Annotated in this window: 19 protein-coding genes; 11 read left to right on the top strand and 8 right to left on the bottom strand. The window is 57.4% G+C overall.

Going from position 1 to position 21865, the window contains the following annotated elements; genetic code table 11:
* Positions 1-15: 15 nt before the first annotated feature.
* On the bottom strand, positions 16-2937 hold the full coding sequence (locus QOL67_RS00455; protein WP_283424742.1) for an error-prone DNA polymerase: 2922 nt from the start codon (positions 2935-2937) through the stop codon (positions 16-18).
* Positions 2938-3080: 143 nt separating this feature from the next.
* Between QOL67_RS00455 and QOL67_RS00450 the strand changes: the two genes are divergently transcribed.
* The 6 genes from QOL67_RS00450 (at position 3081) to rarD (ending at position 10653) form a co-directional block, all read left to right on the top strand.
* Positions 3081-3653, top strand: coding sequence for a helix-turn-helix domain-containing protein (locus QOL67_RS00450; protein ID WP_283423979.1), 573 nt, complete (start codon positions 3081-3083; stop codon positions 3651-3653).
* Positions 3654-3663: 10 nt separating this feature from the next.
* Positions 3664-4035, top strand: a complete 372-nt coding sequence (locus QOL67_RS00445; RefSeq protein ID WP_283423978.1) for a GFA family protein — start codon at positions 3664-3666, stop codon at positions 4033-4035.
* A gap of 2 nt (positions 4036-4037) precedes the next feature.
* Positions 4038-4661 (top strand): LysE family translocator, encoded by a 624-nt coding sequence (locus tag QOL67_RS00440; protein WP_283423977.1) that lies wholly within the window; start codon positions 4038-4040, stop codon positions 4659-4661.
* 11 nt (positions 4662-4672) lie between these two features.
* Positions 4673-7123 carry a GcvT family protein gene (locus QOL67_RS00435; RefSeq protein ID WP_283423976.1) on the top strand — a complete coding sequence of 817 codons (2451 nt, stop codon included), beginning with the start codon at positions 4673-4675 and terminating at the stop codon, positions 7121-7123.
* Between the two features lie 62 nt (positions 7124-7185).
* Positions 7186-9636: a GcvT family protein gene (locus QOL67_RS00430; RefSeq protein ID WP_283423975.1), complete on the top strand. Its 2451-nt coding sequence runs from the start codon at positions 7186-7188 to the stop codon at positions 9634-9636.
* A gap of 108 nt (positions 9637-9744) precedes the next feature.
* Complete coding sequence (gene rarD / locus QOL67_RS00425) at positions 9745-10653, top strand: EamA family transporter RarD (RefSeq protein WP_283423974.1); 909 nt, start codon at positions 9745-9747, stop codon at positions 10651-10653.
* Here the strand turns inward: rarD and QOL67_RS00420 are convergent, their stop codons facing one another.
* Positions 10654-11370 carry an SGNH/GDSL hydrolase family protein gene (locus QOL67_RS00420; RefSeq protein WP_283423973.1) on the bottom strand — a complete coding sequence of 239 codons (717 nt, stop codon included), beginning with the start codon at positions 11368-11370 and terminating at the stop codon, positions 10654-10656.
* A gap of 6 nt (positions 11371-11376) precedes the next feature.
* Positions 11377-11787, bottom strand: coding sequence for a nuclear transport factor 2 family protein (locus QOL67_RS00415; RefSeq protein ID WP_283423972.1), 411 nt, complete (start codon positions 11785-11787; stop codon positions 11377-11379).
* 109 nt (positions 11788-11896) lie between these two features.
* Between QOL67_RS00415 and QOL67_RS00410 the strand changes: the two genes are divergently transcribed.
* Complete coding sequence (locus QOL67_RS00410; protein ID WP_283423971.1) at positions 11897-12550, top strand: RluA family pseudouridine synthase; 654 nt, start codon at positions 11897-11899, stop codon at positions 12548-12550.
* Here the strand turns inward: QOL67_RS00410 and QOL67_RS00405 are convergent.
* From QOL67_RS00405 to sseA, 3 genes are all read right to left on the bottom strand, one after another.
* Positions 12547-13005, bottom strand: a complete 459-nt coding sequence (locus QOL67_RS00405; protein ID WP_283423970.1) for a GAF domain-containing protein — start codon at positions 13003-13005, stop codon at positions 12547-12549. The two genes, QOL67_RS00410 and QOL67_RS00405, sit on opposite strands and share 4 nt — an antisense overlap.
* Before the next feature lie 64 nt (positions 13006-13069).
* Positions 13070-14254, bottom strand: a complete 1185-nt coding sequence (locus QOL67_RS00400; RefSeq protein WP_283423969.1) for an amino acid aminotransferase — start codon at positions 14252-14254, stop codon at positions 13070-13072.
* Positions 14254-15105 carry a 3-mercaptopyruvate sulfurtransferase gene (sseA, locus tag QOL67_RS00395; RefSeq protein ID WP_283423968.1) on the bottom strand — a complete coding sequence of 284 codons (852 nt, stop codon included), beginning with the start codon at positions 15103-15105 and terminating at the stop codon, positions 14254-14256. Before sseA ends, QOL67_RS00400 begins: the two co-directional genes overlap by 1 nt.
* 165 nt (positions 15106-15270) lie before the next feature.
* Between sseA and QOL67_RS00390 the strand changes: the two genes are divergently transcribed.
* Positions 15271-15984, top strand: coding sequence for a hypothetical protein (locus QOL67_RS00390; RefSeq protein WP_283423967.1), 714 nt, complete (start codon positions 15271-15273; stop codon positions 15982-15984).
* Here QOL67_RS00390 and smpB read toward each other — a convergent pair.
* Positions 15981-16460, bottom strand: coding sequence for an SsrA-binding protein SmpB (gene smpB / locus QOL67_RS00385; RefSeq protein ID WP_283424741.1), 480 nt, complete (start codon positions 16458-16460; stop codon positions 15981-15983). The two genes, QOL67_RS00390 and smpB, sit on opposite strands and share 4 nt — an antisense overlap.
* Positions 16461-16633: 173 nt before the next feature.
* On the opposite strand from smpB, the gene QOL67_RS00380 reads away from it, so the two are divergent.
* From QOL67_RS00380 to QOL67_RS00370, 3 genes are all read left to right on the top strand, one after another.
* On the top strand, positions 16634-17815 hold the full coding sequence (locus tag QOL67_RS00380; protein ID WP_283423966.1) for an aminotransferase class I/II-fold pyridoxal phosphate-dependent enzyme: 1182 nt from the start codon (positions 16634-16636) through the stop codon (positions 17813-17815).
* Positions 17816-17833: 18 nt separating this feature from the next.
* Positions 17834-20752, top strand: a complete 2919-nt coding sequence (locus QOL67_RS00375) for a DNA translocase FtsK (RefSeq protein ID WP_283423965.1) — start codon at positions 17834-17836, stop codon at positions 20750-20752.
* A 72-nt stretch (positions 20753-20824) separates the two neighbouring features.
* On the top strand, positions 20825-21430 hold the full coding sequence (locus tag QOL67_RS00370) for a LolA family protein (RefSeq protein ID WP_283423964.1): 606 nt from the start codon (positions 20825-20827) through the stop codon (positions 21428-21430).
* 9 nt (positions 21431-21439) lie between these two features.
* On the opposite strand, the gene QOL67_RS00365 is transcribed toward QOL67_RS00370, so the two are convergent.
* Positions 21440-21664, bottom strand: coding sequence for a YdcH family protein (locus QOL67_RS00365; protein WP_283423963.1), 225 nt, complete (start codon positions 21662-21664; stop codon positions 21440-21442).
* Positions 21665-21865 lie beyond the last annotated feature (201 nt).

Here is a 21865-nt window from a genome sequence, read left to right as displayed (position 1 = left end):
ATTTTGGGCGGTACTTTATTCCGTTAATCCCTGGTTCGGCTCCCCCGGTGTCAGGATGTGCCGCAGCAGCGCCACAGGGTGTTTGCGCAGGGTCAGCCGCATCGCCACATAGTCCTCAACCACTTGTTCTCCCATGGACATTTCCGGCAGCATCGCCGCAGGTTCCAGAATGCCTTCGCCGTCCATGTCCCCTGCAAACAAAGGCAATGGCTTGTCCGCTGTGATCGCCTTGGCCTCCCACAGCGCCTCCCGCCGCTTCAGCCCCAATGAGGCAAAGGCATCCGCCTCTGCCAACCGTGTCAACACATGCGGATCAATGCCTGCGCGGCGCCAGACATCTTCGACTGTTTGATAGCCATTGCCCCGCGCCGCCGTGATCCAGCTTGCGTCCTCTTCCCGCAGCCGCCGCACCTGCCGAAACCCCAGCCGCAGCGCCAAGCCGCCCCGCCCGTCCGGCTCCATCACATTGTCCCAAAAACTCTCGTTGATATCCACCGGGCGGACCTCCACCCCATGCTCTCGTGCGTCTCTAACTATCTGGGCAGGCGCATAAAATCCCATGGGTTGGCTGTTGAGAAGTGCGCAGGCAAAGATGCCTGGATGGTGGCATTTGATCCAGGCGGAGGCATAGACCAACAGTGCAAAAGAGGCCGCGTGACTCTCTGGAAATCCATAAGACCCAAAGCCCTCAATTTGCGAAAAACAGCGCGCGGCGAAGTCTTCGTCATAGTTGTTTTTCTTCATCCCGCGCATGAAACGCTCGCGGAATTCGCTGACATTGCCGTGCTTCTTGAAGGTCGCCAAAGAGCGCCTGAGCCGGTCGGCTTCCTCCGGTGTGAACCCCGCGCCAATGATGGCGATTTGCATCGCCTGTTCCTGAAACAGCGGCACACCCAGCGTCTTGCCCAACACTTCCCCCAAGGCGTCAGACGGGAAGGTCACGGTTTCCTCGCCATTGCGCCGTCGGATGTAGGGATGCACCATGTCGCCCTGAATGGTGCCAGGGCGGATGATCGCCACTTCGATCACCAGATCATAGAAATTGCGCGGCTTCATACGTGGCAGAAAGTTCATCTGCGCCCGGCTTTCGACCTGAAATACGCCAATGCTGTCTGCCTTACACAGCATGTCATAAACTGCTGAATCTTCTGGCGGAATTGTGGATAGGGCGAGGTCCATCCCGTGGTGGCGCTTGAGCATGTCAAAGCCCTTGCGGATGCAGGTCAGCATGCCAAGGCTCAGCACATCCACCTTCAAAATTCCGAGGCTTTCGATGTCATCTTTGTCCCAACAAATGACCGTACGATCCTCCATGCTGGCGTTCTCGATGGGCACCAGTTCATCAAGCCGCCCTTCGGTCATGATGAAGCCACCCACGTGTTGCGACAGGTGGCGCGGGAAGCCGATGATCTCTTGCACCAGCGCCATGGTCTGCGCCAATCGTCGGTCATTGGGATCGAGACCAATCTCACGCATGCGTTCGTCCTGCACCGCATCCGTGGAGAAGAACCCCCAAAGCTGCGACGACAGCGCGGAGATGGTGTCCTCCGTCAGCCCCATGGCCCGCCCCACTTCGCGGATTGCACGTTTGCCGCGATAGTGCACCACAGTGGCGCACAGCCCCGCGCGGTGGCGCCCATAGCGTTCATAGATGTGCTGGATCACCTCTTCGCGGCGTTCATGCTCAAAATCCACGTCAATATCGGGCGGCTCATCCCGCGCCTCACTCACGAACCGTTCAAACACCATGGTGCCGATTTCCGGGGACACAGACGTCACGCCCAGACAGAAACAAACCACTGAATTTGCGGCACTTCCACGCCCTTGGCAGAGGATGTCGCGAGAGCGGGCAAAATGCACCACATCGCGCACGGTCAGGAAGTAGGGCTCATATTTGAGCTTCCCGATCAGCGAGAGCTCGTGTTCCAGCATGCCGCGCACTTTCTCCGGCGCCCCATGGGGATAGCGCCAGCGCAGCCCTTCATAGGTCAGCCGGTGCAGCCGATCCGTGGGGGATTTGCCCTGCGCCACCTCGCTCGGATATTCGTAGCGCAATTCATCCAGCGAAAACGTGCAGCGCTGCATCAGCCATGCCGTGCGCTCAAGCGCCGTCTCATGGCCCGTAAACAGGCGGCGCATTTCAGCGACACTGCGCAACCGCCGCTCACCATTGGTCTGCGCCTCCGCGCCGAGGCTGTCCACACGACAGCCTTGCCGGACTGCGGTGACCACATCCGCCAAGCGCCGCCGCCCGCCGTGGTGCATCACAGGCATGGTTGTCGCGACTAGCGGCAGCCCCAACTGCGCCGCTTGTTGCGCACGGGTGGCAAAGCGGGTGGCGTCTTCGCCGTCATACCCTGGCGCCAGTGCCAGTTGCAGCCGCCCGGCAAAGCGGCGCGTCAGCTGGGGCGCATGTTTGGCCCAGTCACACGCGCCGCGTGGCTTGCGGTGCGTGTGCGGATAGGGATGCAGGATCAGCTGTAACCCGGCGCCAAACTCCAACAAATCACCCAGATGCAGGATGCAGCTGCCTTTTTCGGCCCGCAGGCGCCCTTTGGACAGCAGCCGGCACAGGTTGCCCCAGCCTTGGCGGTTTTCCGGCAGCGCAGTGATGGGGGGTGCATCGCTAAATTCCAGCCGGGTCGCCGGCATCAAGCGTGGGGTGGCATAGATTGGTGCGCTCTCAGGCGGTGGAATATGGTCGGGGCAGGGCGGCCCAATTAGGCCTGTTGCATGATCGAAGTTGCGCCGTTCGCGTACTTTACGGGCAATTTCACGCGCTTCGGTATGACTGCGCACAATGCCCGCCACACTGTTCACATCAGCAATGGCAATGGCCTCCAACCCGGCCATGGCGGCACGGCGTATGTACTCCTCCGGATGGGAGACCCCGGTGAGAAACGTGAAGTTCGACGTGATGCAAAGCTCGGCAATCATAAGAATCATCATTATATTCACGTTTTGTTCTCTTTGGGAGTCTGGGGAAAATTTTGGATGCGTGAAAAAACGTTTTGAAATTTCACGAAACTGGTGCAGCGTGAAATTCGAGGGAAAAATTTCACAATCGGGATTCGCACCACATGCTGCACAACGTGCCACAAGATTTGCAAACGCTGGGGGCGGATTTGCGTGCTCTTCGCAAGGCGCGCGGCTTGACGCTGACGGATATGGCGGAGGCTTTGGACCGATCCGTAGGTTGGCTCAGCCAAGTGGAACGCGACAAATCCGAGCCCACCATTTCCGACTTGCGCCAGATTGCAAAAGTGCTTGGCGTGCCAATGTCGATGCTGTTTGGCCAGTCTTCTGCCCCGGCCCATGAGCAAGGCTACGTTGTCCGCGCAGGTGCTCGTCGTCCGATGGGTGGCAGCGAGGAGGGGTTGGTCGAAGAACTGCTCTCCCCGGATCTGACCGATGATTTTGAAATGGTGCACTCCACCTTTGCCCCGCGCTCGACAATGCAAGATGCCGCCACGCGTCCAACGCAGGAGGTGGGGTACATCATCTCTGGCCGGTTAGAGCTGTGCATTGGGGGGCAGGCATTCTCTGTTGGACCCGGTGACAGCTTCCGCATCCGGGGAGAAGAGTACCACTGGGCCAATCCCCATGACGAAGCTTGCGTGGCGATCTGGGTGATCGCACCACCGGTGTATTAAGGACAATACAATGCTGAAGGGATCTTGCCTCTGTGGCGACATCACATTTGAAACCGAGGCTGAACCGCAAGGCGCTTCCATGTGCCATTGCGGCCAGTGTCGCAAGCAATCCGGCGGCATTTGGTCGTCGGCCTATGTCGCCGACAATGATCTGACCATCACCGGCGATGTGCTTTGGTTTGAGGCCAGCCAAACCGCCAAACGCGGCAGCTGCCAGCGCTGCGGCTCCTACTTGTTTTGGAAAGCCCATGACGAAGACACAATCAGTTTTGCCCTTGGCGCCGTGGACGGCCCAACCGGTCTGGAACTGACCAAACACATCTTTGTCCGAGACAAAGGCGACTACTACGCACTTGCGGACGGAGTGCCGCAAAAGGACTGATCATGCTGGAAACATTTGCACTTATGGACAGCGTCACGCTCTGGGCGTTTATGGCCGCTTCACTGGTCATGTATCTCACCCCCGGGGCGGATATGATGTTCACCATCGCGAGCGGGATTGCAGGCGGCCCTAAGGCGGGCTTTGCCGCCACTGTGGGCGTGACGTTGGGCTTGGTTGTGCACATCACACTGGCCGCCGCCGGACTGGCGGTGCTGATTGCCGCGTCGCCCACCGCGCTCTTGGTGATCCGCTACGCAGGCGCCGCCTACCTGGTGGTGCTGGCGTATCAGTCTTGGACCGCCAAACCGGTTGAGGAGGACGTCGAGGGCCGCTCCAATATATTGCGCGCGGTGCGGCGCGGGTTTTTGACCAACATCCTCAATCCGAAAATCATCCTCTTTATCCTCGCCTTCCTTCCGCAGTTCACCACGCCTAGTGCAGGTCCGATCTGGCAGCAGATTGTGATCCTCGGTGTGATGTTTGCCTCTGGTGGCTTTCTGGTGGTGTCGATGATTGGCCTATCCGCTGGAATCGTAGGGGCAAAACTCAAACAAGCCACCGGCATTCTAAACAAAATCGCTGCCGTCATCTTTGGCGGCTTGGCAGCAAAACTTGTCTTTGACTGAGGGAGATGGTCATGTCTGATTTTCCAAGCAAGGCCCGTGTGGTCATCATTGGCGGCGGTGTTGTGGGCACCTCCAGTCTGTATCATCTGGCCAAGAAAGGTTGGACCGATTGTGTCTTGCTGGAAAAGAATGAACTGACCGCAGGTTCCACCTGGCATGCGGCCGGAAATGTGCCCACCTTTTCCACCTCTTGGGCGATCATGAACATGCAGCGCTACTCCACCGAACTTTATGCACGGCTTGGGGAGGAGGTGGACTACCCAATGGGGTATCACCAATCGGGCTCCATCCGCCTCGCCCATTCTAAAGAGCGTGTGCAGGAGTTTGAACGGGCCATGTCGATGGGCCGCTACCAAGGCATTCCCATGGAACTTTGGACGCCGGAGGAAACCAAAGAGCGCTATCCCTTCCTTGAAACCCATGATCTCGAAGCGGTGCTGTATGACCCCACCGATGGCGACATCGACCCGGCACAGTTGACCCAGGCACTTGCCAAAGGTGCGCGCGACATGGGCGCAAAAATCCTGCGTTTCTGTCCGGCGACCGGCGTGACGCAGCAGGCGGACAAAACCTGGATTGTGCACACTGACAAAGGTGACATCGCCTGTGATTATGTGGTCAACGCTGCCGGGTATTATGCACAGCGGGTGGGTGAGTGGTTCAAGCCTTATGGCGGGCGCACGGTGCCAATGATGGTGATGAGCCACCAATACTTGCTGACCGAAGAAATCCCAGAGGTTGAGGACTGGTCCAAGGCAAACGCTGGCAAGAAACTTCCCCTGCTGCGGGACGTTGATATCTCTTATTATCTGCGTCAGGAGAAACACGGCTACAACCTCGGCCCTTATGAGCCAAACTGTAAGGCGCATTGGGAAACGGATGCCGACCCGATGCCCGATGATTTCTCGTTCCAGCTCTGGTCGGATGATCTCGACCGGATCGAGGATATTGTGACCGATGCAATGGAACGTGTGCCGCTGATGGCCACCTCCGGCATTAGCCGTGTCATCAACGGCCCAATCCCGTATGCGCCGGATGGTCTGCCGCTCATCGGTCCGATGCCCGGTGTCGAAAATGCCTTTGAAAACTGTGTCTTCACCTTTGGCATCGCCCAAGGTGGCGGCGCGGGCAAAGTGCTTGCCGAATGGATCGTGGATGGCCACACCGAATGGGACATGTGGGCTGTCGATCCGCGCCGCTACACCGATTACACCGATCATGATTACTGCGTGAAAAAAGGCATGGAGGTTTACGGAAACGAATACGCCATGCATTTCCCGCATCACGAATGGCCCGCCGCCCGGGACAAGAAGCTCTCCCCCGTCCATGACCGGGTTGTCGCAACTGGTGGCGTTATGGGGGCCTATAATGGCTGGGAGCGGGCGAACTGGTTTGCCAAAGACGGCGATGACACGTCGCTCGCTGCCACCCACACTTGGGGTCGTTCTGGGCCTTGGGAACAACGGGTAAAAGAAGAATGTGAGGCGGTGCGCGACCATTGTGGCGTTCTCGACCTGCCGGGATTTTCGCGGTTTGATGTGAAAGGCGAGGGTGCGGCTGAATGGCTGCGCGGCATGATCACAGGAGCGCTGCCCAAAGTGGGCCGCATGAACCTGGCGTATTTTGCTGACGCACGCGGGCGCATCCTGACGGAGATGTCGGTGCAGCGCTTTGATGAGGATTGTTTCTCGTTGATAACGGCGGCGACCGCGCAATGGCACGACGGGGAACTTCTTCGGAACAACCTGCCCGACGGTGTGACGTTCCGGGATGTCACCCGTGAACAATCCACATTGATTGTAACGGGTCCCAAGTCGCGTAACGTTCTCTCCGGATTGACGGACGGTGATTTAAACCTTGGTTGGCTGACCCATCAACCGGCGAATGTTGCAGGGCGCGATGCCATGTTGGTGCGGGTGTCTTTTGCTGGCGAGTTGGGCTGGGAAATCCACGCGTTAAACGCCGATATGCCACTGATATATGACGCCGTATGTGATGCTGGCGCGACGCCGTTTGGCATGTATGCCCTGAACTCCCTGCGCCTCGAAAAGGGCTATCGCGCGTGGAAAGGAGATCTTTCGAGCGACTACTCCCTGCTCGAAGGCGGGTTGGAGCGTTTTGTCAAACTGGACAAGCCGCAAGACTTCCCGGGCAAGGCTGCTATCCAGAGTGAAAAACAACAGGGTGTGAAGAAGTCTTTTGTCACTCTGAAGGTCGACGCAGGTGACGCGGATGCGCCCTATATGTCGTGTATCTGGCATGGAAACGAGATCGTGGGCGAAACCACATCAGGCGGTTGGGGCTATCGCGTTAACGCCTCCATAGCGCTGGGCATGGTGGCGGCCGAGCTGGCGGTGCCGGGAACAGAGCTCGAGGTGGAAATCTATGGGCAAAGGGTCCGCGCTGTTGTGCAAGAAGACCAGCCGATGTGGGATCCCAAAAATGAAAGACTGCAGGCATGACACACGCCCTTTGCACGTGGCAGGGAGTACGCCCTGCGAAACATCACAAAAGGACGTAGCGCATGGTTGATCTCCCAAACAAGGCCCGTGTGGTCATCATTGGTGGCGGGGTTGTAGGCTGTTCCGTGGCCTATCACCTTGCCAAATTGGGCTGGAAAGATGTGGTTTTGCTGGAACGTAAGCAGCTCACCTCCGGCACCACTTGGCATGCCGCAGGTTTGATCGCACAACTGCGCGCCACCGCAAACATGACCAAGCTCGCAAAATACTCTCAAGAGCTCTACGGCAATTTGGAGGCCGAAACCGGTGTGGCAACGGGTTTCAAACGCTGTGGCTCCATTACCGTCGCACTTACCGAAGAGCGTAAAGAAGAAATCTTCCGCCAAGCCGCCATGGCTCGTGCGTTTGGTGTTGAAGTCGAAGAGATTTCTCCGACAGAGGTCAAAGCCCGATACGATCACCTCAACATCGAAGATGTCACCGCTGGTGTCTACCTGCCGCTTGATGGGCAGGGTGATCCGGCCAATATCGCGCTGGCGCTGGCCAAAGGCGCGCGGCAGATGGGCGCCACAGTCAAGGAGCGCGTGAAGGTCACCAATATCGCCAAATCCGGACGGAAGGTCACCGGCGTGGATTGGGTGTCTGACGACGGCGCGGAGAAGGGCCACATCACCTGCGATTTGATTGTGAATTGTGCGGGCATGTGGGGTCATGAAGTTGGCCGCATGGCGGGCGTGAATGTGCCCCTACACGCCTGTGAGCACTTCTACATTGTCACGGAAAATATCCCGCAACTCACCCAAATGCCGGTGCTGCGCGTGCCAGATGAATGTGCCTATTACAAGGAAGATGCGGGGAAAATCCTGCTTGGCGCATTTGAACCCAATGCCAAACCTTGGGGCATGAACGGCATCGCGGACACGTTTGAGTTTGACCAACTGCCGGAAGACTTCGACCACTTCGAGCCAATTTTGGAGGCGGCGGTAAATCGCATGCCGATGTTGGCGGAAGCAGGCATTCACACTTTCTTCAATGGCCCGGAAAGCTTTACACCGGATGACGCCTACCACCTTGGCCTTGCGCCAGAGATGGACAATGTCTGGGTGGCGGCTGGTTTCAACTCCATTGGCATCCAGTCCGCTGGTGGTGCAGGCATGGCGCTGGCGCAATGGATGACGGACGGCGAGAAGCCCTTTGATCTGGGCGACGTGGACATCTCCCGCATGCAGCCGTTTCAGGGCAACAAAACCTACCTGTTTGAGCGTTCCAAAGAGACGTTGGGTCTGCTCTATGCGGATCACTACCCCTACCGTCAAAAAGCCACAGCCCGTGGTGTGCGCCGCACGCCATTCCATCACCACTTGAAAGCTCAAGGTGCCGTCTTTGGCGAATTGGCAGGATGGGAACGCGCCAATTGGTTTGCCAACGAAGGGCAGGAGCGGGAGTATCACTACACTTGGAAACGCCAGAACTGGTTTGAAAACTCCGCAGCGGAGCACCGTGCCGTGCGTGAAAACGTCGGCATGTACGACATGTCCTCCTTTGGCAAAATCCGAGTTGAAGGGCCTGACGCCGAAGCCTTTATGAACTACGTCGGCGGCGGTGACTACTCGGTGCCAAACGGCAAAATTGTCTACACTCAATTCCTCAACCGCAATGGCGGGATCGAAGCAGACGTCACCGTCACCCGACTCACGGAAACCAGCTACCTGGTGGTCACCCCCGCCGCTACACGACTTGCGGATCAAACATGGATGCACCGTCATAAGGGCACCTTCAACGTGGTCATCACCGACGTGACCGCTGGAGAAGCTGTGTTGGCGATCATGGGGCCAAATGCCCGAAAACTCTTGGAGAAGGTTTCTCCCGCAGATTTCACCAACGCAACCAACCCTTTTGGTACGGCCCAAGAAATTGAACTGGGTATGGGCCTCGCCCGCGCGCACCGTGTGACTTATGTGGGGGAACTGGGGTGGGAGATCTATGTCTCCTCCGACATGGCTGGCCACGCCTTTGAAACCCTCTGGGAGGCTGGCCAAGGCATGGGGGCGAAGCTTTGTGGCATGCATATGATGGACAGCTGCCGCATCGAAAAAGGCTTCCGCCATTTTGGCCATGACATCACCTGCGAGGACCATGTTGTCGACGCGGGTCTGAGCTTTGCGGTGAAAACTGACAAACCGGACTTCATTGGCCGCGAGGCGGTGATAGCGCGCAAAGAAAGCGGTCCGCAAAACCGGCTTGTGCAGTTCAAGCTCACCGATCCGGAGCCGCTTCTATTCCACAACGAACCGATCCTCCGGGATGGCGAATATGTCGGCTATCTCAGCTCTGGCAACTACGGTCATACGTTGGGTGGCGCGGTTGGCCTGGGCTACGTGCCCTGTGCAGGTGAAAAAGCCGCTGATGTTCTGGCCTCGACCTATGAAATCGATGTGATGGGCACCAAGGTGAAAGCGGAAGCCTCGCTCAAGCCGATGTATGATCCAAAGTCGGAACGGGTGAAGGTGTGACCTTAACAGGTGAACCATCAAGGAACGTGATGGTTCACCGCACAAATGCCGAATTTCCTTCCGTCAGGCACACCGCTAACAAGAAGCGTTGCGAACAGGGAGGTCATCATGGCAGTGCGCAGTGAACAGCCGGACAATGTCGACACGCCGCAGGGTCTCGCTTATGCGATGACGGCTTATCTCCTTTGGGGATTTTTGCCGCTCTACATGAAGCTGGTCGCACATATGCCCGCCCTTGAAGTGGTGGCGCACCGTGTGATCTGGTCCGTGCCAATTGCCGGCCTGGTGTTGATTGTTCTCCGCCGCACGTCTGATATTGTTGCTGCCCTCCGCAATCGCCGCACGCTTGCGATGGCATGTGTCACTGCCGCGTTGATCACGGTGAACTGGGGTGTTTATGTCTGGTCTATCGCCAACGATCGCGCGTTGGACGCGGCACTGGGTTACTACATCAACCCGTTGTTCAGCATTGCGCTGGCGTCGATGTTACTTGGTGAAAAACTGACGCGTCTGCAATGGATCGCTGTGGCTTTGGCCGCTGCCGCGGTTGGCGTGCTTTGGTTTGACGCTGGTAGTTTGCCATGGGCTGCCCTTGCGCTCACCGTGTCCTGGGGCTTCTATGCCTTTTTCAAAAAGTCCCTGCCCGTAGGACCCAATCAAGGCTTTCTGTTGGAGGTTATAATCCTCACCATTCCAGCCGTCGGATACCTGCTGTGGCTCACCTCCCAAGGCCAGAGCCATTTTGGCGGTAGCCTCAAAGACACGGCGCTGCTGATGGGCTGTGGCGTGGTCACAGCCGTGCCTTTGCTGTTCTACGCCAATGGGGCCAAGCTTATGCGGCTCTCCACAATTGGCATCATGCAATACATTGCACCAACCATGATCTTTCTCATGGCGGTTCTGGTGTTCAACGAACCTTTTGGCCAAGCGCGTATGATTGCCTTCCCAATGATCTGGGCCGCACTTGTGGTGTACTCGATCCCGATGATTCGAGACTTGCGCAACGCCCGTCGGTAATCAGCCTTTGAAATGTCTGCGGATGTGGGCGGCAATCAACTGCCCCCACAGCGTGTAGGCTTCTTCGGAGGGATGGTAGCCGTCATCTGCTAGGAACCGGGGTTCAAACGGCACATCAATTGGTAGGTGTGTCATCACAGAGTGGCCCTCACACACTTCCGCCAAGGCGTGGTCCAGCCTTTGTGCCTGTTGCCCGATCACCCAACGCAGGGGGGGTGGCAATTCTGGATAAGCACCCATGGGCGGCAGCCCTGAGGCAACAATTAGCTTTGTGCCAAACCTCGTGGTCAACACTTTTGCCAGTTGCCGTTGTTGCTTCTGCCAAAGCCCGCGTCTGCAGCCGCGTGTCACATCATTCACGCCAAGGGCCGAAACAACCACATCAATTGGCGCGGTCTCAACCGCCGCCAGCCGCTTCAATATCACGCCCGTTGTGGCGCTGGTTTCGCCAATCAGCTTCCATGTCACCGCAAAATCAGTGGACAATGCCGACACCAACTGCCCTGACAGCGCCGCTTCCTGAGTTGTGGCGCCAACGCCGGCGGCAGAGCTGTCTCCAAGGATCAACAGCCGCAGCGATGTCCCGGAGCCGTCACATCCTTCCCGTGCGCCTGGGGGCTCCGACAGCGTGTTGGCCCGCCGCCGCACACCAATGGCCTGCATTGCAAGCAGCGGCGCGAGGGGGATGCGAACAACCTGATCCAGTGCAACGCGCATTCTGATTTAACTCATCGCATCCTTGAATTTGAGGAACCGCGCGTCGGTCATCACCCGCGTGTTCATCGCTTCTCGCAAGGCGCCGATGGTTTTGTAAGGCCGCATGACCACCTCGAAATGCTGGATGTCTCCTGCCTCATTCAATGTGATCAAGTCCACTCCCACACAATCCAATTCCCCAACTTTACATTGGAATTCCAACGCCCAGTCGTTTCCATCCCCCATGACGCGGCGATACCGGAACTCGCTGAACACCTGCCCTACATGGCCCAACACAGCAGCCACAGCATCGCGTCCAGTCCAGGTTGCCCAATAGGTTGGTGGTTGAAATGTTGCGTCTTCAGCCAGCAGCCCTTTGATGTCTTCCTCGTTGCCCTTGGCAACAACTTCCTGCATGCGCACGATTGTTGGGTGCATGATCCGCGTCTCCCTCAATTCCCGTTAAAGACAGCCTGCCGATCCCCGCGCGTAACTCAAGGTTGACGTTGGGTTGCCGCCACGCCGTCAAAGCCCTATGTCGGGCGCCATGACAGAGATCACGCCATACGACCCGCCGATGGACCCGCTTGTTGTCTTGCATGAGGACAGCGACATTGTTGTGGTCGCCAAACCTGCCGGCTTATTGTCGGTGCCAGGGCGGGGTGAGCATCTGGCTGATTGCCTGCTGACCCGGGTTCAGGTGGCCTTTCCAACCGCGCTTCTGGTGCATCGCTTGGATCGTGACACCTCAGGTGTGATGGTCTTTGCGCTGACGCCGCACGCACAACGGCATCTGTCCAAACAGTTTGAAGAGCGCAAAACCAAAAAGACTTACGTTGCGCGGGTCTGGGGGCAAATGGCGGAGAAAACCGGCACCGTAAATTTTCCGTTGATTGTGGACTGGCCCAATAGACCGCTGCAGATGGTGGATCATGAAAACGGCAAACCCGCGCACACCGACTGGCGTGTACTCAAGGTCAAAGACAGCGAAACTCGCGTGCGGCTGACGCCCAAAACCGGGCGCAGCCACCAATTGCGTGTGCACATGCTTGCGCTGGGGCATGTGATCTTGGGGGATCCGCTTTATGCCAAGGGGGACGCACGGGCGTTTGACCGCCTCATGCTGCATTCTGAGGAGCTGCGCATCAGCCACCCGGAGAGCGGCAAAGGCATGTCGTTCCGCGCCAAAGCGCCGTTTTAAGTGGCGTCTTTGAAGGCTGCGGCCAAGATCGCGGTCAGTTGATCTGCGTCGTCCTGAGTGAAAGCATCCGGCTGATCGCTGTCGATATCAAACACGCCCAACAGATTTCCAGCCCCGTTCCAAACCGGTATTACCAACTCTGAGCGCGTTGAGGAGGCACAGGCAATATGCCCAGGAAATGCTTCAACGTCTGACACCAACTGCACTGCACCGGTCCGCGCTGCTGCGCCACAAACGCCGCGTGCGAACGGGATCACCAAACACCCGTGGCCACCCTGATAAGGTCCGATCTTGAGAAGCTCTGGCGCGACGACGCGGTAAAACCCAGTCCAGTCAAAGCGCTCATCGGCATGATGCACTTCGCAAGCCACCGTTGCCATGAGCGCCACAGCATCGGTTTCGCCTTCTGCAAGCGACGCAATGGTTTTGGAAAGAGTGTTGTAATCGATGGCCATCTGGGAACCTCAATTGAAAATCGCGCGCAGGGAGCCCCCATGCGCGCGACTAAGTTTTCAGCGGTTAAACGCCGGCGTCGACGATGGCTTTCGCCAGAACCGGCACAGTCTGTGCGTTCAGGCCGGCAATGTTCATGCGGCTGTCGCTGACCATGTAAATCGCGTTATCCACGCGGATTTTCTCTACCAGATCCGGCGTGGTGCCGAGGCGAGAGAACATGCCCCGATGCTGTGCGAGGAAGCCAAAGCGGTCTGAATTGCTCAGACGTTTGAGCTCTGCTGCCAACTGCTCGCGCAACGCCAGCATACCCAGACGGGTCTCTTCCAATTCTGCCATCCAATCTGCTTTCAGCTCTGGATCGGTCAGGATGGTGGTTACAACACGTGCGCCATGATCTGGCGGGAACGAGAAGTTCTGACGGTTGAGATGGTTCAGGTTGCCTTGCGTCACCGCGGTGTTCTCAGCCTTCTCGCTCATCGCGATCAGCAGGCCGGTGCGCTCACGGTAGATGCCAAAGTTCTTGGAGCAGGACGCCGCGATCAGAACCTCTGGAACCGATTGCACTACCAAACGGGTGGCTGCTGCATCGTCCTCAAGACCGTCACCAAAACCCTGATAGGCGATGTCGATCATCGGTGTGCAGCCTTTTTCGTTGATCAGGTCGATCACAGACTGCCATTGAGTCAGGGTCAGGTTGGCCCCGGTTGGATTGTGGCAGCAGCCGTGCAGCAGCACAACGTCGTCGCTGGTCACATCCGCCAAATCTGCCATCATGCCGCCAAAGTTCACGGCACGGGTTTCGTCGTCAAAATAGCGGTACTTTACGATTTCGATGCCAAGGTAACCCAGAATGCTGACGTGGTTGGGCCAGGTTGGGTCAGACACAAACACGCGTGCTTTCGGGTTTGCCATCTGGATCAGCTCAAACGCCTGGCGGATTGCGCCAGTACCACCAGGGGTCGCCGCAGCGGCCAGGCGATCCCGCTCAACGGCACCTGCCAGCAGCATGTCGATCATCGCGTCGGCATAGGCCGGATCACCTGCCAGACCGGTGTAGGCTTTGGAGGTCTGCTCTTGCACGATCTTGCGCTCAGCAGCCTTGACGGCACGCATGACGGGGGTCACCCCTTCGGCGTTTTTGTACACACCCACACCCAAGTCCACTTTGGTGGGACGTGGGTCATCGCGGTACATGGCCATCAGGCCGAGAATTTTGTCTTTGGGCTGCTCTTTGAGGTTGGTGAGCATCACGCTTCTCCGGTTGCTACGGGCAGGGTGGGGAAAGCGCCCCACTCGGTCCAGGATCCATCATAAAGGGAATGGTCGGTCTTGCCGAACCGCTCCATCGCAAGGCACAGGATCGCGGCAGTGACACCGGATCCACAGCTGGTGATGGCGGGTTTGGACAAATCAATATTGGCGGCTTCAAAAACCGCGCGTAGTTCTTCGGGGGACTTCATCACCCCGTCATCGAGCAGGGTGGCGTAGTGCACGTTCTTGCTGCCTGGGATATGCCCGGCACGCAGGCCGGCACGCGGCTCCGGTTCAGAGCCTGCAAAGCGGGATGGCCCGCGAGCATCGATTATTTCGTGGTCGGCCAGCTTGGCCGCGTGGGACACTTGCGTCACATCCCGCACCATGTGGTTCTGACGTCGCACTGTCATGTGGCGGTCGCGGATCACCGGTGGCATGTCATCTGTTGGACGGCCTTCGGCAATCCATTTCGGCAGGCCACCGTCGAGTACGGCCACGTCTTTTTGACCCATCAGCTTGAGCAGCCACCACACGCGCGCCGCAGAGAAAATTCCAGATCCGTCGTAGACCACAATCTGATGGCCATCGCCAACACCCATGGCCCGTAGGCGAGACATGAATTTCTCCACCGGTGGCACCATGTGCGGCAGGTCGCTACGCCCGTCGGAAATATCGTCGATGTCAAAGAAACGCGCGCCGGGGATATGCACCTCGGAAAATTCTTCGCGGCCATTGCGGCCCATGTCCGGCAAATACCAGGAGGCGTCCAAAAGGCGCAAATCCGGGTCTTTGAGATGAGCGGCCAGCCACTCGGTCGAAACAAGCGTTTTGGGATCGTCAGACATGGTATCCCTCTTCTGTCACGTCTGTGTCATTGCCTACAACTGGCGTGGGCGAGAGGCAAGTGCGGCGTCGCAACACACGACAAAGTAATGGGGTGCTTCGCGCAATTTTCTTGAACTGCCGCCGCAGGTTCTCGCTAATTCACAGGAGCGAACAAGGACAAATCAATGCAAGACGTTGTGGTGATTTTGGGCAGCGGCCCAAACGCGACAGAGGCCCAGGGTTGGTCGCGGGACATGTTTGATCACCTCGTGGTGCTCAACAATGCCTGGCGTATCCGATCCGATTGGAGCCACTTCATTCACCCCGAAGATTTCCCCGAAGAGCGCCATCCACCGTCTCAGACCTCTGCGCAGACCGAGGTGACTTATCGAGATTACGTGCCGCAAAACAACGCTTTTGGCGGTGTGCTCTTTGCCGGTGGCACCATGGCGTTATCCGCGGCCTATTGGGCGCTTGGGGCGTTTAAGCCCAAGGTGTTGGCTTTTATTGGCTGCGATATGGTTTACCCAACCGTCGGGCATACCCATTTTTATGGCACCGGCGCGGCTGATCCGTTACGAGAGGATGTGTCTTTACAGAGTCTGGAGGCCAAAGCCGCGCGGTTGGGGCTTATCGCGGCCGCGCATGGCTGCAATTGCGTCAATCTTTCCCGGCTTGAAAGTGTGCTGCCGTTCGAACGGTTTCACAGCGCCCAGTTGCGAGACTTGTCTGCGCCGGTGGTGCAGCCCGTGTTTCTGGTGAACAAAATCCGGCAGGCAGAATCCGCACTCGGATATGACGCTCCAAGCGGCCGATACTGGGAAATACTGGATCAGATCGACTCGGACAAAATTGCACAGATAGATCAGATGTGGCTGCAAGCCTATGCGGCTACCTAGTCGCCGTGGCGCAGTAGCCGTTGTTTTTGACGGCCCCAATCCCGTTTGGCGTCGGTGGCACGTTTGTCGTGGTTTTTCTTACCCTTGCCGATGCCAACCTTCATTTTCACAAGGCCTTTGTGATTGAAGTACATCACGATCGGGACAATTGTCATGCCCTTGCGCTGGGTCGCATTCCACAAGTTGGACAGCTGCTTTTTGCTAACCAACAACTTGCGTTTGCGGCGCTCCATATGGGGGAACATCGCCCGCTCGTACGGCGCGATATAGGAGTTCACCAACCACAGCTCACCATCCTCAACCGCAGCGTAGCTTTCTGCGATGTTGCCGGACTTCTCCCGCAGTGCTTTGACTTCAGACCCTGACAAAATGATGCCAACTTCGAGATCATCCTCGATGGCGTAATCAAACCGTGCCCGCCGGTTTTCGGCGATCACTTTGTAATTCGGGTCAGAGTTCTTTTGTGTCTTGGCCATAATGCACGTGGCATACCCCGCTCCAGCTGCAGTGTCCATGGCCACAAACCGGGAGGGTGGCGCATAGGACACAAGCCCAAATTTGGGCGGCATTTTAGTGGACGCACCTCAGGCCTTTGGGTAACTTGGAAAAAAACGGGGCGTTATGATCCCGATATTGAGGCAGTACGAATATGACTTTCCCCGAGCGGTTTTCGAACCTACCGGCTTATGCGTTTCCGCGTCTGCGGGCGCTCATTGACCATTTGGAGCCCGGCGGCCCTGTGGTGCATATGACCATTGGCGAGCCGAAACATCCGTTCCCTGCATGGGTCACGGATGAAATTGTGGCCCATGCCGAAGGCTTTAACCGCTATCCCCCCAATGATGGCGCACCTGAATTGCAGGCCGCGATCGCAGGTTGGATTGATCGCCGTTATGGCGTGGAAGTGGATGCCGCGACGCAGGTTATGGCGCTCAATGGCACACGTGAAGGGCTGTACAATGCCGCCATGGCGCTGTGCCCGGAAAAGAAAAATGGTCAACAGCCGCTGATCCTGACCCCCAACCCGTTTTATCAGGTCTATGCCGTGGCCGCCCAATCTGTTGGTGCTGAGGCGCGCTTTGTGCCTGCCACCGATGCCAGCGGTCACTTGCCAGACATCGCCTCGCTGCCTGAGGCAGACCTTGATCGAGTCGCGATTGCTTACGTGTGTTCCCCGGCCAACCCACAGGGGTCTGTGGCTGATCGTGCCTATTGGAAATCGCTGATCGCCTTGGCCGAAAAACATGATTTCCAGATTTTTGCCGATGAGTGCTATTCGGAAATCTATCGTGACACGCCACCACCCGGTGCGCTTGAAGTGGCCAAAGAGGTCGGTGCTGATCCAGAGCGCGTGTTGATATTCCATTCGCTCAGCAAACGCAGCAACTTGCCCGGCTTGCGGTCCGGTTTTGTCGCTGGTGGCCCTGAAAGTCTGCGCCGCATCAAGCAACTGCGTGCCTACTCTGGTGCCCCGCTGCCTCTGCCTTTGCAAAAAGCGGCTGAAAAGGTCTGGAACGACGAAGCGCACGTGGTTGAAAACCGTCGTCTCTATGCCGAGAAGTTTGATCTCGCTGACGAGATTTTTGCTAATGTTCCGGGCTACAAAAGCCCCGAAGCAGGCTTCTTCCTCTGGATTCCGGTGGCAGATGGAGAGCAAGCGGCGCTCAAAGCGTGGACAGAGACTGGTATCAGGGTGCTGCCCGGTGCGTATCTGAGCCGCGACGTGAACGGGGAAAACCCTGGTAAGAAATATATCCGGGTGGCTCTCATAGCCCCCAAAAACGAAGTGGCAGACGCGCTGACCAAGCTGCGTAACTGCCTCTACGGATAAGAATAAACGAGGTGGATCATGGCATATCAAGCGCGCGGACGCGGACCCTTGTTGGATAGCGCAACCCAGGCCGCAGTGGAAAAACGCGGCAAAGAGCTGATCGGCATTGCATTGATTGCAGTGGCGATTGTGCTGGCGGCCACAATCCTTTCCTATTCGCCAACAGACCCAAGCTGGATTTCTGTGACAGATGCACCCGTGGAAAACCTTTTGGGGCGCCTGGGCGCGTCAATCGCGGCACCGCTGTTCATCATTGTCGGCTGGGGTAGCTTCGGTTTGCCGTTGATCCTTGGGGTTTGGGGCGTGCGGTTTGCATTTCACTTTGGCGAAGACCGTGCGCAAAGCCGCATCATTTTTGCACCCATCATGCTGGCTCTGGCCTCGATCTACGCCTCTACGCTGGCTCCAGGTGCTGAGTGGATCCATGCTTTTGGCCTTGGCGGTCTGTTTGGCGACACCGTCATGGGCGCGTTGCTGACCATCCTGCCAATTGGCGCGCAATCCGGCGTGAAGCTTATGTCCATGCTGGCCGGCGTTGTCTTTGTGCTGTCCAGTGCCTTTGTGCTGGGCTTCACACGCAATGAACTGGGCAACATTGCCCGACGCTTCATGATCGGCGTTGTGCTGACTTATGATGGTATTATGCGGCTGTTGGGCCACAGCGCCTCCGGTGCCGTACACGCAGCCAAAACCGCGCAAGCCCGCCGCATGGAGCGCCGCGACGAAGCGCAGGCGCACTACGAGGCCGAACAGGCCGCGTGGGAAGAGACCGTGGTTGACGATGTTGCTGAGCCTTATGTGCCAGCGGAAGAAGAGCGCCCCAAACCGCGCCTGCGTATGCCAGCCCTTATCAAGCGGGCGGAGCCTGCGCCGGAACCGATGCCTGAGCCGGAACTGGTCGAAAATGTCTTTTCTGATGAATGGGACGTGAAGCCTGAAGAAGAGCGCATCAGCGCCAAAATTGCCGATGTAATGCGCACCCGCGCCCGTGCGGGTGCTACAATTGCGCCGCCTGAGTTGCACCAGGACAAGCCGCTGACCAAAGGGCGCGGTCGTGGTCCCGATCCGCTGGTGTTGGATGACGACCACCCAGAGTATCACGTGCCTTTGCAGGCAGAGCCACCTTTGACAGCCACACCAATCCTGACCCGCGCAGAACCTCCGCTCTCCGCACCTGTCACAGCTGCCGTTGCAGCACATGTGGCTGCACCGCAGGCCATGGATATTGCAACGGGTGATGAGCCTGCGCATTTTGAAGCTGCACCGATTGCAGAGCCAGTGCCTCACCAGCCACGTATGGCACCGATTCCCACCGCGGAACCCAAGAAAGTAGTGCAGCCGCGCGTCATCAAATCCGTGCAGCCGTCCACACGTGCCAAAGCAGAGGCGCAGCCTTCACTGGCGTTTGAGGAAACCCAGTCCGAGTATGAACTGCCACCGCTGGGCCTCTTGGAAAGCCCGATTGAGATTCAGCGGCATCACCTCTCTGATGATGCCCTCGAAGAAAACGCCCGAATGCTGGAATCCGTTTTGGATGACTACGGTGTCAAAGGCGAGATTGTTTCTGTGCGCCCGGGGCCGGTTGTGACCATGTATGAACTCGAGCCCGCGCCGGGTCTCAAGGCGAGCCGCGTGATCGGCTTGGCCGATGACATCGCGCGCTCTATGTCTGCGCTCTCTGCCCGTGTGTCCACAGTGCCAGGCCGCTCGGTGATCGGCATCGAACTGCCAAACGAAAATCGCGAAAAAGTGGTGCTGCGCGAAATTCTCGCGGCACGCGATTTTGGCGACAGCAACATGAAGCTGCCGCTGGCATTGGGCAAAGACATTGGTGGCGACCCGGTGGTGGCCAATCTGTCCAAAATGCCTCACCTGTTGATTGCGGGGACCACCGGGTCCGGTAAATCCGTGGCGATCAACACCATGATCTTGTCGCTGCTTTATCGCCTGACGCCGGATGAGTGTCGCATGATCATGATCGACCCCAAAATGCTGGAACTGTCGGTTTATGATGGCATCCCGCATCTTCTGTCGCCTGTTGTGACCGACCCGAAAAAAGCGGTTGTTGCTCTGAAATGGGTCGTTGGCGAGATGGAAGAACGCTATCGTAAGATGTCCAAAATGGGCGTGCGCAATATCGACGGCCACAACAGCCGTGTGGCGGATGCCTTGGCCAAGGGGGAGACCTTCTCACGCACGGTGCAAACTGGCTTTGACGACGACACCGGCGAACCAGTGTTTGAAACCGAAGAAATTGTGCCAGAGAAAATGCCTTACATCGTCGTGATCGTCGACGAGATGGCCGACCTGATGATGGTGGCTGGCAAAGAAATCGAAGCCTGCATTCAGCGTCTGGCGCAAATGGCGCGTGCCTCGGGTATCCACCTGATTATGGCCACCCAGCGCCCGTCGGTGGACGTGATCACCGGCACGATCAAAGCCAACTTCCCCACCCGGATTTCTTTCCAAGTGACGTCCAAAATCGACAGCCGCACCATTCTTGGTGAAATGGGCGCGGAACAGCTCTTGGGCATGGGCGACATGCTTTATATGGCCGGTGGCGCCAAGATCACCCGCTGTCACGGCCCCTTTGTCAGTGACGAAGAGGTTGAGGAAATTGTGAACCACCTCAAGAGCTTCGGCCCGCCGAGCTACATTGGCGGCGTGATCGATGGCCCCTCTGACGATAAAGTTGACAATATTGACGCGGTTCTTGGGCTGAATACCGGTGGCAACACCAATGGTGAAGACGCGCTTTACGACTCCGCTGTGGCGATAGTCATTCAGGATCGCAAATGCTCAACCTCTTACATTCAGCGCAAACTGGCGATCGGCTACAACAAGGCCGCACGTCTGGTGGAGCAGATGGAAGACGAAGGTCTGGTCAGCCCGGCCAACCACGTTGGCAAACGCGAAATTTTGGTGCCTGAGCAGTGATGCTCAGGTCCAATCACATTTTTTTGTAACTTGTATCCGGGCAAGCGGGCAAAGCGCCCCTATATTGGACCTATGACCATACTCAAAACCCTTGCCTCCGCCGCCGTTCTGTCACTGGCTACTGCTGTTCCCGCAATGGCTGAGAAGCTTTCGCTTTCTCAAATCAGTTCGTATTTCAACACCTTGAAGACGGTAAAGTCTGACTTCATGCAGATTTCTGACGACGGCTCGGTGCAAACTGGCACACTCTTTATCCAACGTCCCGGAAAGATGCGGTTTGAGTATGATCCACCGCAAAAGGCGCTTGTGCTTGCCTCCAACAATGCCGTGGCCATTTTTGACAACCGTGCCAAAGGCGCGCCGGAAACCTATCCGCTTGGACGCACACCGCTGTCGATCATTCTGGCCCGCAAAGTTAACTTGCAATCCGCCAATGCTGTGGTGGGTCATTCCTATGACGGAAAACACACTATCGTCACCGCACAGGACCCCAAAAACCCGGACATCGGGCGCATTCAGATGAAGTTTTCGGCCTCACCGGTCACGTTGGATGAATGGGTGATCCAGGACGCTCATGGTGGCAGCACAACAATTCGTCTGGGCGATACCAAAACCGGCATGACCTATCCACGCGCTCTGTTTGACATCGACACCGAGCGTAGCAAGCGCAGTCGCTAACCGGGGGATTTACGCGATGATGTCGGGCGTTAGCCGGTCTTCAATCCGCGAGATGATGTCTTTGAGGCGCAATTTCTGCTTCTTCAGGCGTTGAATCGTCAGCTGATCCCCGATGCCGCGCTGCACCAGCGCACTGATTGCCTCATCCAGATCCCGATGTTCTTGCTTAAAAACCTCAAGCTCGACACGCAAAACGTCATTCGTTTTCATCGACAAGTCAGTGGTGGCATTCATGTCTGGGTCCTTAGCCTAGGCGGACTCCTAAGATAGGGCTTTCCAGACCCGCTGAAAAGAAGGCGATTTGGTCATTTTTCAAATCCCTGTTTAGCATTCCTGTGCGCGCCACTTGCAGCAAGGGAAAGGCTGCCCCATATTCACATGGCGTAGAGGTTGCCAGAAGGGATCTTTGCGGGACTGTCGCTTTGCACAAGGACG

The sequence above is a fragment of the Shimia sagamensis genome (genome assembly GCF_900182745.1).
Classification (GTDB): Bacteria; Pseudomonadota; Alphaproteobacteria; order Rhodobacterales; family Rhodobacteraceae; genus Shimia; species Shimia sagamensis.
Note: the sequence above shows the minus strand (reverse complement) of the source record. Positions and strands in the feature narration are given on the sequence as shown.

Bases quoted from the DNA above. Each gene is read 5' to 3' on its own strand.
- QOL67_RS00455 (WP_283424742.1), bottom strand. From the start codon at position 2,937: ATGATTGCCGAGCTTTGCATCACGTCGAACTTCACGTTTCTCACCGGG.
- QOL67_RS00450 (WP_283423979.1), top strand. From the start codon at position 3,081: ATGCTGCACAACGTGCCACAAGATTTGCAAACGCTGGGGGCGGATTTG.
- QOL67_RS00445 (WP_283423978.1), top strand. From the start codon at position 3,664: ATGCTGAAGGGATCTTGCCTCTGTGGCGACATCACATTTGAAACCGAG.
- QOL67_RS00440 (WP_283423977.1), top strand. From the start codon at position 4,038: ATGCTGGAAACATTTGCACTTATGGACAGCGTCACGCTCTGGGCGTTT.
- QOL67_RS00435 (WP_283423976.1), top strand. From the start codon at position 4,673: ATGTCTGATTTTCCAAGCAAGGCCCGTGTGGTCATCATTGGCGGCGGT.
- QOL67_RS00430 (WP_283423975.1), top strand. From the start codon at position 7,186: ATGGTTGATCTCCCAAACAAGGCCCGTGTGGTCATCATTGGTGGCGGG.
- rarD (WP_283423974.1), top strand. From the start codon at position 9,745: ATGGCAGTGCGCAGTGAACAGCCGGACAATGTCGACACGCCGCAGGGT.
- QOL67_RS00420 (WP_283423973.1), bottom strand. From the start codon at position 11,370: ATGCGCGTTGCACTGGATCAGGTTGTTCGCATCCCCCTCGCGCCGCTG.
- QOL67_RS00415 (WP_283423972.1), bottom strand. From the start codon at position 11,787: ATGCACCCAACAATCGTGCGCATGCAGGAAGTTGTTGCCAAGGGCAAC.
- QOL67_RS00410 (WP_283423971.1), top strand. From the start codon at position 11,897: ATGACAGAGATCACGCCATACGACCCGCCGATGGACCCGCTTGTTGTC.
- QOL67_RS00405 (WP_283423970.1), bottom strand. From the start codon at position 13,005: ATGGCCATCGATTACAACACTCTTTCCAAAACCATTGCGTCGCTTGCA.
- QOL67_RS00400 (WP_283423969.1), bottom strand. From the start codon at position 14,254: ATGCTCACCAACCTCAAAGAGCAGCCCAAAGACAAAATTCTCGGCCTG.
- sseA (WP_283423968.1), bottom strand. From the start codon at position 15,105: ATGTCTGACGATCCCAAAACGCTTGTTTCGACCGAGTGGCTGGCCGCT.
- QOL67_RS00390 (WP_283423967.1), top strand. From the start codon at position 15,271: ATGCAAGACGTTGTGGTGATTTTGGGCAGCGGCCCAAACGCGACAGAG.
- smpB (WP_283424741.1), bottom strand. From the start codon at position 16,460: ATGGCCAAGACACAAAAGAACTCTGACCCGAATTACAAAGTGATCGCC.
- QOL67_RS00380 (WP_283423966.1), top strand. From the start codon at position 16,634: ATGACTTTCCCCGAGCGGTTTTCGAACCTACCGGCTTATGCGTTTCCG.
- QOL67_RS00375 (WP_283423965.1), top strand. From the start codon at position 17,834: ATGGCATATCAAGCGCGCGGACGCGGACCCTTGTTGGATAGCGCAACC.
- QOL67_RS00370 (WP_283423964.1), top strand. From the start codon at position 20,825: ATGACCATACTCAAAACCCTTGCCTCCGCCGCCGTTCTGTCACTGGCT.
- QOL67_RS00365 (WP_283423963.1), bottom strand. From the start codon at position 21,664: ATGAATGCCACCACTGACTTGTCGATGAAAACGAATGACGTTTTGCGT.